The organism is Brevibacterium sp. CT2-23B (assembly GCF_013168765.1).
GTDB lineage: Bacteria > Actinomycetota > Actinomycetes > Actinomycetales > Brevibacteriaceae > Brevibacterium > Brevibacterium sediminis.
Map to the genome: position 1 here is coordinate 312,835 of NZ_JABBYK010000001.1, position 12,745 is coordinate 325,579.

Consider the following 12,745-nt stretch of genomic DNA (forward strand, 5'->3'; position numbering starts at 1 on the left):
TTGTGTTCACCTGCGACATTGATGGTTCTTGCATTGCGTCGTGATCAAACCGTAACCTTTCACACGGTTGGAAATCTGACACCGGAAGCATGAACCGCCGAGTCGCGGCGAAGCCTGTTGACGGGGTCGGGCAATCGAAGCATCGACAACGATCAAGGGAATCAACCTTATGCAGAAGAAACTCGTGCAGAGTTCACTGGCGATCAGCGCCGCTGCGGCGCTGAGCCTGAGCGGCGCGCTCGTCGCCTCACCGGCGATGGCTGACAACGCCCCGCAGAAGCTGGACCTTCAGAGTGAAGCTCACGTCCAGAAGGCACTTTCCGGTATCGAAGGCGTCAACGCCTACGGCACCGACGGCGGCGAGCTCAGCATCGGCGTTGCCAAGAAGACCGACGAGATCAAGAAGCTCGAAAAGAAGTACCAGAACATCAAGGTCACCGAGGGCGTCAAGGAACTGAAGCCCTATGCGAAGAATGATCTCGTCGGCGGTGCCGGCTACCTGGTCAAGGCCGGCGAGAGCGGCGGGGCCTGCTCGACCGGTTTCTCCGGCTGGGACGGAGACGGCAAGCCCGTCGTCCTGACCGCCGGTCACTGCTCGAAGATCATCAACGAGCAGACCAACGAGTTCGACGGCGACACCACTGTCGATCAGACCGAGAAGCCCTCGATCTCCGAGGCCAACGGCGGCGAAGGCTTCCAGGCCTCCGGCAGCGGCGTCATCGGCAAGTGGGGCTTCCACAACTTCGGCGGCGACCTCCTCGAGGGCGCCGACCAGAACAAGTGGCCTGAGCCCAGCGAGTCCGACATCGACTTCGCCGTCATCAACGTCGACGAGTCGAAGTACAACGTCAAGAACGGCATCACCGACTGGTCGACCGCCGATTCGGACGATCTGGCCAAGTCGACCACCGAGATCACCGAGGTCGGTGCGCACAAGGACGGCGCCATCAGCAAGTCCGGTCGCACCACCGGTAAGACCGACGGCGAAGTTCTGCCCCGCTCGGAGTACGACTTCGACTACCAGAATGTCGGCGGTCGTTGGGTCCACGGATTCGGCGTGACCGCGCCGATCGACAAGCCCTTCTCCCAGCCGGGCGACTCCGGCGGCGGCGTCTACCAGGGCAGCACCGCCGTGGGTGTCATCTCCGGCGGCGGCGACCTCGATGCGAACACCTCGTTCACCTGGGTTGCCGACCTGGACCACTCGCTCGAGGAGTCCGGCACGGACTTCAACCTCAAGAAGCCGGGCGAGGAGACCCCTGAGGCACCTGCCGCTCCGAAGGCCGAAGACCAGACCATCGAGCCTGAGGGCAAGGTCAAGGGCAAGGCCGAGGCTGGCGCCAAGGTCGAGGTCAAGTGGGAACCCGCTGAAGGTGCTCAGGCAGCCGAGAACGGTTCTGAGACCGTCACGGCTGACAAGGACGGAAACTTCTCCGTCGAGGGTCCCAAGGCCGAAGGCGACTACAACTTCACTGCGACGGCGATCGTTGACGGACAGGAATCCAAGACGACCGAATTCGATGTGACCGTTGAGAAGGACGAGTCCGAGACTCCCGCTCCTGCCGAGCGTGAAATCAGCGTCGACCCCAAAGAGATCGCCGCGTCCGACTTCGTGAAGGAAGACAAGGGCGTGACGATCACGGTTAAGGGCTTCGACGAGGGCGAGAAGGTCAACCTCGAAGTTGCCAACGGGCCTGAAGGCGTCGAAGGCATCAAGCTGGACGAGACCGCCAATGAGAACGGTGCCGCCGCATTCTCGATCTACGGCACCAGCGCCGAGAACGCCGAGGCCTACCTCGGTAAGTACGACGTCGAGGTTACCGGCGCCAACGATACCGAGGACGAGTCGGCACTGACCGGTACGTTCGAGGTTGTCGCTGACGAAGACGGTTCCGGCGGCGGATCCGGCGGAGACGATGACGGCAACAACGACGACGGCAATGCCGGCGACGGAAACGACGATGACGGAAACGGTGACGGCGGTTCTGACCTGCCGCGCACCGGTGCCGAGCTGACCGGCCTGGCCGCCGGAGCCGGACTGCTCCTCGTGGGCGGAACCGCGGTCGTTCTGACCATGCGTCGCAAGAACAACAACTGAGTGCTGTGATGCCGGCCGTCTGACGGTCTGGCGAACTGACACTGACGATGCCCCCGGTCTTCTGACCGGGGGCATCGTCTATTCATGGCGACTGCCTAGAGGCGATAACAGCAAGTCTCTTTGTATACATCTACTGAAGTTTCGTACATTAAGTTCACAGTCTTCGACCTACTTTTTTGGTAGTCACTGAGTGCGCCCCGTAACCTTATCGTGACTTAGGTCATCAACTTGTGACATTGATCCCTCAGAACAGAGAGACAACAACTTATGCAGAAGAAACTCGTACAGAGTTCGCTGGCGCTCACAGCGGCAACGGCGCTCGGCTTGGGCGGAGCGTTCGCTGCTTCTCCGGCCGTCGCTGACAACGGTCCGCAGAAGCTGAATGTGCAGAGCGATGCGGCTGTGCAGAAGACTCTGGACAAGGCGTCCGGTGTCAACGCATACGGCGCCAAGAACGGCAAGCTCACCATCGGTGTTGAAAAGGCCGACAAGACAACCAAGAAGCTTGAGCAGGATTTCTCGAACGTCAAGGTCGTTGAGGGAGTCAAAGAGCTGAAGGCCTATGCCGGCAACGACTTGGTTGGCGGCGCAGGTTACCTCGTCAAGGCAGGCGAGGGCGGCGGAGCCTGTTCAACCGGATTCTCCGGTTGGGATGCTGATGGAAAGCCGATCGTGCTCACCGCTGGTCACTGCGCGAAGATCATCAACGAGCAGAGCGGGGAATTTGAGGGCGACACGACGGTCGACGAGACCGAACAGCCTTCCACTGCTCCTGCGGTCGGTGGAGAGGGATTCAAGCAGACCGGACTCGGCGTCATCGGCAGCTGGGGTTACAACAAGTTCGGTGGCGAACTGGTTCCTCCGGGTTCAGACGCTCAGCCCAATGACGACGATATCGACTTCGCGGTCATCAATGTCGATGCTTCGAAGTACAACGTCAAGACAGGTGTGACTGACTGGTCGACCGCCGGAGACGACGATCTGGCTGCGAAGCTCGCCACTGATATCACCAAGGTCGGCGCTCACAGCGAAGGTACCGTTCAGAAGGCCGGCCGGACGACCGGACTGACCGAGAACGAGACATGGACTGCCTACAACGAGCAGTTCGACTTCGTCAACGTCAGCGGACGCTTCGTCCATGGTTTCGGTGTTAAGGCACCGTCCGGCAAGCCGTTCTCCGCGCCCGGCGATTCCGGTGGCGGCGTCTTCCAGGGAGACACTGCAGTCGGCGTCATCTCCGGCGGCGGTCCTGCAGAGGACGAGAACGGTCAGGAGATCGACTTCAGCTGGGTAGCCGACCTCGACTACTCGCTCGAGAAGTCCGGACAGTCGATCTCGTTCACTGATCCTAACGAAGAGCCTCCGGGTGATGATGAGGCAGAAGCTGACGCTTCCGCTGCTGCCGACGGTGAAGATGCAGATGCTTCGGCCGCTGCCGAGGGAGACGACGCAAACGCTTCCGACAACGCTGACGCCGACGCCAAGGAAGCTGATGCTTCGTCCGCTGCGGAAGGCGACGACGCTGAAGCTTCGGCCGCCGCAGACGGAGCAGAGGCTGACGCTTCCGCTGCCGCCGATGGCGACAATGCCGATGCTTCCTCCTCAGCCGATGGCAAGGATGACAAGGCCGATTCCGACGCCGACGGTGACGAGAAGCCTGAAGCTCCCAAGGTCGGAGACCAGACAGTCGTTGAAGGTGGAAAGATCACCGGCAAGGCTGCTCCGAACGCTGACGTCAAGCTGACCTGGAAGCCCGCTGGCGATGCCCAGGCAGGTTCCGCTCAGGCCCAGGCCGCACCGGCTGAGGGCAGCGTCACGGTCAAGACCGATGCTGATGGAAACTTCTCCACCGAGGCTCCTGCTGAAGCTGGCGAATACGCCTACTCCGCTACGGTCACAGCTAACGGACAGACCTCGGAAGCCACTAACTTCACGGTGACTGTTCAGGCTGCAGAGGCCGAGCGCAAGCTGACTGTCGAGCCGAAGGAGATCGCTGCTTCGGACTTCGTGAAGGAAGACAAGGGCGTGCAGATCACGGCTGAAGGCTTCGAAGAGGGAGAGAAAGTGACCCTCAAGGTTGTCGACGGGCCTGAAGGCGTCAAGGACTACGAGATGACGCAGACTGCCAACGCTGAGGGAGTCGTCGGATTCTCGATCTACGGCACCAGCGCTTCGAACCCCGAGGCCTACCTCGGTAAGTACGACGTTCAGGTCACCGGCGCCAACGACACCGAAGACGAAGAGGCCCTCACCGGCTCCTTCCAGGTTGTTGCCGACGAAGACGGCAACGGCGGCGGCAACGATGGTGACGACAACGGCAACGATGATGGAAACGGTGACGGCGGCGGATCTGATCTGCCTCGCACCGGTGCCGAGCTGACCGGCCTGGCCGCCGGAGCCGGACTGCTCCTCGTCGGTGGAGCCGCTGTTGTTCTGACCATGCGTCGCAAGAAGAACAACTGAAACACACTCTGACGGTCACTCGTTGACCGACTGAGAGAAAGTGCCCCTGGCCTTCTGGCCAGGGGCACTTTCACGTCATCGGACGAAAGCACGGACCGCCGCCCCTGCAGACGGGGCGGCTTCGCTGAAGCCGAGCGACGTGTAGAACTCAGCCAGTCCGGGATCGGCGTCGGTGAGCAGGACGGTCTGTCGGACATCGGCGAAAGGTTCGAGGACGCGAGCGACGAGTTCAGCCCCGATGCCGCGCCGCTGCATTCCTGGAGCGACCAGGACATCTTGGAGGTAGACAAGTGTTCCGAAGTCGCTGACCACGCGCGCCAATCCGACGAGCAGCTCTGCCTGGTGAGCACAAACCACGTGCGAAGAATTGAGGACACTGCGGACCAGTCGTTCCGGGGTGTTCGTGTACGCCGACCATCCGACTGAGTTGTAGAGCGCGAGCATCTCACTGCACGATGGCGGAGTATTCGACGAATACGTGATCCCGGCACGAGTCTGCTCACGGAAATGACGTCGATCATGCCAGTGCAGCTCATGGACGACGCCTGTCTCCCATTCCTCGCGCAGGATCGCATAGCCGACCGAATCCAGCGGATCGCTGCCGATTACAGGCCACGAGCGGCGATAGTGAGCTTCTTTCGTCCAGCCTGCCCGGTCGAAGACCGCCCTCATGGCGTGATTGTCTTCGCGCGTCTGACCCTCGAGTCGAATCGCTCCCGTGGTGGAAAAGACATGAGCGGTAATGGCGGTCAATGCCTCAACGCCGAGGCCCCGACCTCGAAATCGCGAAGCTAATCGGAGGTCGAACATCGGCGTCTCGTCACGAAGATCCTCCAGACGGACGATGCCGATCCGGCCCAGCTCGCTGTGAACGAGCCAGAACGTCTCGGTCTCCTCGCTGATGAAATAGCCGTCCGCAATCCGTTGGCGGACTTCTTCTGCCGACCAGCGAGACAGCCTGGCGTGGAAAGGGAACTCTTCCGTGGTGTAGAAATCAATAAGATGATCATCGTGGTAGCCATGTGGATCGACCCGGGTCAGCTTCACACTCATGCGCTTAGACTAATCGGTGAGCGCTCACAGCAACTCAACGCAGAGATGAAAGCGACAAGGTGCGCCCGACGAAGGAGTCCAGACATGAGCCTTGAAGACGATCCATTCGACTACCAAATCACCAAATCCGGAATCCTCTTCATTCGCCGAGGCGGCCGCACCGTCATGGAGCTCGGCGGAAAGAAGGCTGCCGCGCTCATTCCCAAACTCGGGCGAGATGACGACACCGACCAGCAGCTGTTGGCACGTGCAACAGGTCACTATCGTCACGGCAACGAACGACAGTCCGGTCGGCATTGAATCTGGCTGGACGTTCGTTCAGTTGTTGGTACTGTATGTGATATGAGTCAATCGACCGTCAGTGAGTTTTCACAGGCCACCGCAGTCACCCGCCAAGGCGACCACAGCTTTACCGCCGACCTCGACGCCGGCTGGAAAGTCGCCGGAGCCGTGAATGGAGGCTACCTCCTCGGAGTCGCCGGACAAGCCCTGCGGGCCGTCAACCCGAGCACCCCGGACCCCCTCGTCATCTCCACCTTCTATCTCGGACCGAGCAGAGAAGGTCCGGTCGACATCTCCACGCGCACACTGCGCGAAGGCCGATCGACGGCGAGCTACGGCATCGAACTCTCCCAGAACGGGGCACCGACGATCTCGGCGATGGCGACGATGGGCAACCTCGGCGACCTTCCCGACGATGTCGGCACGACAGCCACGCCGCCCCAGCTGCCCCCACCGGAAGAATGCGTCGGTGTCGCCGAAGCCAGCGAGGACTTCAAGAAGGCGGCGCCGCTCATCGAACGGTTCGATATGCGCCTCGATCCGGCCACCGCAGGATTCGCGGTCGGCAAACCCAGCGGTCGCGGGGTGTTGCAGGGCTGGATTCGGTTCATCGACGGGACCGATCCGGACCCGCTGTCATTGTTGACCTTCCTCGACTCGTTTCCGCCGGTGATGTTCGACCTCGGGCGCTTCAACTGGGCGCCGACGATGGAACTGACCGCACACGTCCGCGCCCTGCCCGCCCCCGGCTGGATCAGCGCACGACTGTCCACTCGGAACATCGCCGGCGGAATGTTCGAAGAGGACTGCGAACTGTGGGACTCGGCCGGTCGCCTCGTCGCTCAGTCGCGGCAGTTGGCGCGCCAGCCCCGCGGGTGACGCGACGATGACGGCGGATAACCGACGATGACGCCTTCGACTTGTCATGTCTGTGGGGTGCTCTAGAGTCGGGTCAACACCTATCCGACTGCGAAAGGACCGCGCTCATGGCGTCGCTGGCATCTTTGAGCATCACCTTCGACTGCCTCGATGTGGAAGCACAATCGATCTTCTGGGCAGACCTCCTCGGTGCCGACATCGATCCCGGCGCCAACGAGTTCGTTGCGAGCATCGGGGGAGTCCACAACAGCGAGTCACCGACCCCGGGAATGCTTTTCCTCAAGGTCGACGAACGGGCAGAGGGGAAGAACCCGCTGCACATCGACCTCGACGATCCGCACTATCCGGCGGACGTCGACCGCGCGGTCTCCTTGGGTGCACATAAGCTCGCGTCTTTCGACGAATATGGGATCGAATGGACGACTCTGAAAGATCCCGAAGGAAATCTCTTCGACATCGGTCGGCGAAAACTAGACTGAGCCTCATACACCTGGTTCGAACTTCAGGCCGTCTGCATGGTCAGAGAGGCTCAGCATGACCCTGCCATTGACCGATCCGAGCAACTCCCCGAACGAACGTCGTGGGCTCGAAGAATTCGTCGAGTACTTCCGACAGGTGGTCAGACGCAAGGTCGATGGGCTGACGCCCGAGCAGCTCGACCACACCGTGGCCTCATCGTCTCTGACGATCGGCGGCATCCTCCGCCATCTCACGCTCGTCGAGGAGAGCTGGTTCGTCGAAGTGCTGCAGGGCCGAGAGCTGGGGGAGCCGTGGTCGAGCGTCGACTGGAACAGCGACCGTGATTGGGACTTCGAGTCTGCGTCAGGGATGACCGCGGACGAGCTCCTGGCGGACCACGAGCAGGCCTGTGAGAAGTCCCGTGAAATCCTCACCGAGGTGGCCGACCTCGACACGCTCACCGAACGAGGAGACCGTGACGGAGAGAAGTTCAACGTCCGATGGATCCTCATTCATCTCATCGAAGAGTACGCTCGTCACGCAGGTCATGCGGACATCCTCCGCGAAGACATCGATGGTGAGATCGGCGACTGAGTCGCACCTCATCGGCGCCCGGTGGATCTAATAGGCTGGAAAGTATGACGAACACCCCGCCGACCGATACCGCCGCTGCGCCGAAGAGATCCAAAGCACTCCTCCCGCTCGACCTGATCCGGGGCTTTCTCATCGGCAGCGCGGAACTCGTCCCCGGGGTCTCCGGCGGAACCATCGCCTTGGTCACCGGCGTCTACGACCAGCTCATCGACTCCGCAGCCCACGTCGTTTCGGCCGCGAAGACCCTCGTGACAGGACCGAACCGTGCCGCGGGGGCTCTGGCGGAACTGCGGCGCACCGACTGGTTCCTCGTCATTCCGGTGCTGTTGGGCATGGCCGCGGCAGTGTTCACCATCGCCGGTGTCATGGAAGGCTTCGTCACCAGCAACCCCGAACTCTCCCGGGGTCTGTTCTTCGGTCTTGTCGCCGCCAGCATCGCGGTGCCGTTGAGGATGTTGCCGGCCCGCTCCTCACGGCAGCCCGTGCTCCTCGGCGTTCTGGCGTTCATCCTCGCCGCCGCTCTCGCGTTCTGGATGACGAGTCTGGCAGGTGGGGCAGACGTGGAGAATCCACCGCTCATCGCCGTCTTCTTCGTCGCCTCTATCGCCATCTGCGCTCTCGTCGTGCCCGGAGTGTCCGGATCGTTCTTCCTGCTGGCAGTGGGTATGTACTCGACCACTCTGCGGGCCGTCGACTCCCGCGATTTCGGGTACCTCGGAATTTTCATGCTCGGCGCGATCCTCGGCCTGGCGGTCTTCGTCAACATTCTCAAATACTTCCTGCACAACCACCGGTGGTGGACCCTCATCGTCATGGCAGGACTGATGTTCGGTTCCCTCCGCGCGCTCTGGCCGTGGCAGTCATCTGCAGAGGTGGGCGCCGACGGCGAAGAACACGGAGCGGGCGGCCTGCTGGCCCCCGTCGATCCGGTACTCGGTCCGATCCTGCTTGCGGTCCTCGGCGCGGCCGTCGTCGTCATCCTCATCATCGTCGAGGCTAAATCTGCGTCTGCGAAGGATGAGGCTGATAGAGCCGATTCCACCACAGCGTGAACGCAAGAGAGTTTGTGCAAATTTCTCTCAAGATCCATTCAGAAAACGATCAGCGCCCACTAGGGTAAGAGAGTTGGATCACTTTCATCCTCTCTGACCAGTTCTCTGGAGACTCATGCGTCTGCGCACCCTGACCTCGTCCACACTCGCCCTCGCTCTCATCGTCACCGGTCCCGCGGCCGCCTCCGCGACCGGACTCGGCAGTGCCGATGCCCCCGCCGACTCTCAGGCGGCGACAACCGGAGAACTGACCCTGTTGGCGACGACTGACGTTCACGGCAACGTACTCAACTGGGACTACTTCGCGAACAAGCCCTACCCGGCAGGGGAGGAGCTGGGCATGTCCCGAGCCTCGACTCTCATCAAGGGAGTGCGTGAGGACAAAGGTCCCGATTCCGTGCTCCTCGTCGATAACGGTGACACGATCCAAGGCAATCCATTGGCCTACTACTTCGCCAAACAGGCGCCGATCACGACGAGCGGCCAAACCCACCCACTGGCCAAGACCTACAACCACCTGGGATACGACGCACAGGTCGTCGGCAACCACGAATTCAACTACGGCCTCGATCTGCTGGCCACCTACCGTGACCAGGTCGACTTTCCACTGCTCGGGGCCAACGTCATCGACGACGCCGACGGACAGTCCCATTTGGACCCTTATGCGATGGTGGAGAAGCAGGTCGATGGTGAGACGATCACCGTCGGTGTTCTCGGAGTGACCACTCCCGGCAGCCGCATCTGGGACAAGAACAACCTGTCCGGGAAGGTGCACTTCGACGATCCGGTCGAGACGGCACAGAAGTATGTGCCCGAGATGAAACAGAAGGGCGCAGACGTCATCGTCGTACTGTCCCACTCTGGCAAAGATCCGAAGGGACAGAGCTGGGATCCGGACCAGCTGCAGGAGAACGTCAGCACCTCGGTAGCGAAAGTGCCAGGAGTTGATGTCCTCGTCGCCGGCCATACTCATCAGAACGAACCCAGTCAGGTCGTGACCCGTGACGACGGCACCGAGGTGCTCATCACCCAACCGAACTATTGGGCACGGTCGGTATCCGAGGTGGGACTGCCGATCAATCTTGACACCCACCACGTGGACTGGGGCGAGGCCGCGCCGCACGCAGACGCTCTTGCCACCCAGGGGGAGGTCGCTGAGGACCAGGAGATCAAAGACCTTGTCGATGAGCAGCACCAGACCACGATCGACTACGTGAACACGAAGATCGGATCGGTCACCGAAACACTGTCGGCGAAGACCTCCTACTATGAAGACACGGCCATCCTCGACTTCATCTCCCACGTCCAAACCGAGACGATTGAAGAAGGACTGAAGGGAACGGACTATGCCGATCTTCCCGTGATCTCGCAGGCATCACCCTTCAGCCGCACCGCAGAGTTCCCCGCCGGCGACATCACGATCCGAGATGTGGCCGGACTCTACGTCTACGACAACACTCTTGCCGGAGTCGAGATCAACGGCGCTCAGCTGCGCGACTACCTCGAATACTCGGCACGCTATTTCAAACAGACCGAGGAAGGCGCCGAATTCGACCCGATCGACGGCACGAACGCGATCGACGAAGTCTCGGAATCTCCGATCCCGGACTACAACTACGATGCTCTGGCCGGAATCGACTACGACATCAATGTCTCCAAACCGACCGGGAAGAGGATCGAAAACCTCACGCAGGCTGACGGCAGCGAAATCGGAGACGATGACCGGTTCATCCTCGCCATCAACAACTATCGTCAGTCCGGTGGCGGCGGCTACCCGGTCGACGGACTCAAAGAGGTCTACAACGAACAGGTCGAGGTTCGTCAGGCACTCATCGACTGGGCCGAGGAGAAGCAGATCGTCGACCCCGCCGATTTCTTCGACGAGAACTGGAAAGTCGTCACCAGCAGCCGTGCACCCGGCGGAGACGATGACGATTCCGGCGACAGCGAGGATTCCGACAGCTCCGGCGAAGCCACTGCCGAGGCAGGCTCGAGGGCGTCCGCTGGAGCCGAGTCCGATGCCGGTGGGTCCTCCGACGGCGCGGGTTCCGGGAGCTCCGGAAGCGCTGACGGGGAGGACAATGCCGGAGAAGCAACATCCGAGAACGACGGCTCGACGAACAGTGCATCGGACGGCAATTCTGACGGCGGCGACGCCGACGGCCGTGAAGCTGACGGTTCGGCAACCGGTGCAGGTGGCGGGGCCGACCTGCCGCGGACAGGCCTCGAGCTTGCCACAAGCATCGGCATCGCTGCTGCGATCATCGCACTCGGTTCGGCACTCGTGGTCGTCTCACGCCGCCGTCGTCGCTGAGCGGCAGTCTGCCGCCGGTGGGAATCAGCGGTCCGAGAGGCGGTCGAATGACCGGTCTGCATTCACCAGGTTCCCCTCGGCGCCGTCTCACGTAGAGTGAGAGTGACAGCAGTCAGCTCTGAAGAAGGAGAGAGTCAAGTATGGCCAACACAGCATTTCAGGGATCCCCGGTCAAGACCGTCGGCGAACTGCCTGCCAAGGGCGAACAGGCCCCGGCATTCAGCCTCGTCGGCGACGACCTCGGTGATGTGAACTCACAGGACAACTCGGGCAAGCGTGTCGTGCTCAACATCTTCCCCAGCCTCGATACGGGAGTGTGCGCCGCCTCGGTGCGCAAGTTCAACGAACTCGCCTCCGGGCTGGAGAACACCACTGTTCTCTGCGTGTCCAATGACCTTCCGTTCGCCCAGGCTCGCTTCTGCGGCGCTGAAGGCATCGAGAACGTCGTGACGGCGTCGGGATTCCGCAGCTCCTTCGGCAAGGATTTCGGAGTGACTATGGTCGACGGTCCGCTCGCCGGTCTGCTCGCTCGGTCTGTCGTCGTCCTCGACGAGAAGGGCACCGTGACGTATACGCAGCTCGTTGACGAGATCACCACCGAACCCGACTACGATTCGGCAATCGCAGCTCTGGGAGCCTGATCTTCTCCCGCGGGTCGAAGGTTCGACTCGCAAAGTACGAACCGGGTGGGACGCACACGCGTCCCACCCGGTTGTTCTGTATCAGCAGCGTGCCGGCCGAAGTGGTTCGGAGCACCGGCTGCTGACGAGGAGCAATTGGCGAAGTGTTCACATATCGACGACGGTGATCGGCAGGGCGTAGTCGACGCCGGCGAGTTCTCCACCGCTCGTGGTGATGCCGGGGATCATATCCTTCGGCGCCGGATGATCGCTGAGGGCGTCCAAATAGACCTTGTGCGCCTCAAGCGATCGCACACCACGGTCGACGTGTGCAGCAGTGAGCGCCACGGCGTGAGTGGGCTGGGCGCCATTGATGAGCAGCCGATCGGCCTTCCACGCTTCCAGTCCCTCATCCTTGAGATCGGTGAAGACCCAGGGATTGTCCGCATCGCGAATTGCATCGACGGTGGCAACGCCGGCATGGCGATGGTCGACATGATTGAGCCCCCATTGCACCTGGAGGTCGAAGGTCGTCACGACAACCGCATTCGGGCGGAACTCGCGGATCTTCCGTGCGATTGCCCGACGCAACTCGTGCGTGGGTTCCAGCAGACCATCCGGGAAGTCGAGGATCTCCAGATCGTCGACGCCGACGATATTGCACGCCCGACGCTGTTCCTCGGCGCGCAGCGGTGCCACTTCCTCCGGGCTCGTGTCCCGGATTCCTGCTTCTCCTCGGGTGAGCAGAAGATAAGCGACTTCTTTGCCCTCATCGGTCCATCTCGACACGGCTGCCGAACCCCCGTATTCCATATCGTCAGGGTGGGCGACCACGCAGAGCACACGGTTGATATCGGAGTCATCGAAAAGCGGGATCTCAGTCATGAGTCCAGGCTAAGCGGCAGTTGACGCTTGCGCCAGAGATCGGGGA

11 protein-coding genes are annotated in these 12,745 nt (G+C 61.6%); 9 read left to right on the forward strand and 2 right to left on the reverse strand.

Annotated features, from left to right (window positions below):
* Nucleotides 1–169 precede the first annotated feature (169 nt).
* Nucleotides 170–2,098 (forward strand): S1 family peptidase, encoded by a 1,929-nt coding sequence (locus HIM68_RS01465; protein ID WP_172169035.1) that lies wholly within the window; start codon nucleotides 170–172, stop codon nucleotides 2,096–2,098.
* A 267-nt stretch (nucleotides 2,099–2,365) separates the two neighbouring features.
* A complete protein-coding gene (locus HIM68_RS01470) occupies nucleotides 2,366–4,561 on the forward strand; it encodes a S1 family peptidase (protein WP_172169038.1) in 2,196 nt (731 codons plus the stop codon).
* Nucleotides 4,562–4,636: 75 nt separating this feature from the next.
* Here HIM68_RS01470 and HIM68_RS19250 read toward each other — a convergent pair whose 3' ends face one another.
* Nucleotides 4,637–5,614, reverse strand: a complete 978-nt coding sequence (locus HIM68_RS19250) for a GNAT family N-acetyltransferase (protein ID WP_367647411.1) — start codon at nucleotides 5,612–5,614, stop codon at nucleotides 4,637–4,639.
* An 84-nt stretch (nucleotides 5,615–5,698) separates the two neighbouring features.
* Between HIM68_RS19250 and HIM68_RS01485 the strand changes: the two genes are divergently transcribed.
* From HIM68_RS01485 to tpx, 7 genes are all read left to right on the forward strand, one after another.
* Complete coding sequence (locus HIM68_RS01485; RefSeq protein WP_139907554.1) at nucleotides 5,699–5,914, forward strand: hypothetical protein; 216 nt, start codon at nucleotides 5,699–5,701, stop codon at nucleotides 5,912–5,914.
* Between the two features lie 42 nt (nucleotides 5,915–5,956).
* Nucleotides 5,957–6,775: a thioesterase family protein gene (locus tag HIM68_RS01490; protein WP_172169041.1), complete on the forward strand. Its 819-nt coding sequence runs from the start codon at nucleotides 5,957–5,959 to the stop codon at nucleotides 6,773–6,775.
* 107 nt (nucleotides 6,776–6,882) lie between these two features.
* Entirely contained in the window at nucleotides 6,883–7,254 is a 372-nt protein-coding gene (locus tag HIM68_RS01495) for a VOC family protein (RefSeq protein ID WP_101544850.1), read from the forward strand.
* Nucleotides 7,255–7,309: 55 nt separating this feature from the next.
* Nucleotides 7,310–7,828 (forward strand): DinB family protein, encoded by a 519-nt coding sequence (locus tag HIM68_RS01500; protein WP_172169044.1) that lies wholly within the window; start codon nucleotides 7,310–7,312, stop codon nucleotides 7,826–7,828.
* Between the two features lie 44 nt (nucleotides 7,829–7,872).
* Nucleotides 7,873–8,880 carry a DUF368 domain-containing protein gene (locus tag HIM68_RS01505; protein WP_139466898.1) on the forward strand — a complete coding sequence of 336 codons (1,008 nt, stop codon included), beginning with the start codon at nucleotides 7,873–7,875 and terminating at the stop codon, nucleotides 8,878–8,880.
* A gap of 115 nt (nucleotides 8,881–8,995) precedes the next feature.
* Nucleotides 8,996–11,194, forward strand: coding sequence for a bifunctional UDP-sugar hydrolase/5'-nucleotidase (locus tag HIM68_RS01510; RefSeq protein ID WP_172169047.1), 2,199 nt, complete (start codon nucleotides 8,996–8,998; stop codon nucleotides 11,192–11,194).
* 140 nt (nucleotides 11,195–11,334) lie between these two features.
* The gene (gene tpx, locus HIM68_RS01515) at nucleotides 11,335–11,835 is read left to right on the forward strand and encodes a thiol peroxidase (RefSeq protein WP_172169050.1); all 501 of its coding nucleotides are present in this window, start codon (nucleotides 11,335–11,337) and stop codon (nucleotides 11,833–11,835) included.
* Between the two features lie 147 nt (nucleotides 11,836–11,982).
* Here the strand turns inward: tpx and HIM68_RS01520 are convergent, their stop codons facing one another.
* Nucleotides 11,983–12,699 carry a PIG-L deacetylase family protein gene (locus HIM68_RS01520; protein WP_172169053.1) on the reverse strand — a complete coding sequence of 239 codons (717 nt, stop codon included), beginning with the start codon at nucleotides 12,697–12,699 and terminating at the stop codon, nucleotides 11,983–11,985.
* Nucleotides 12,700–12,745 lie beyond the last annotated feature (46 nt).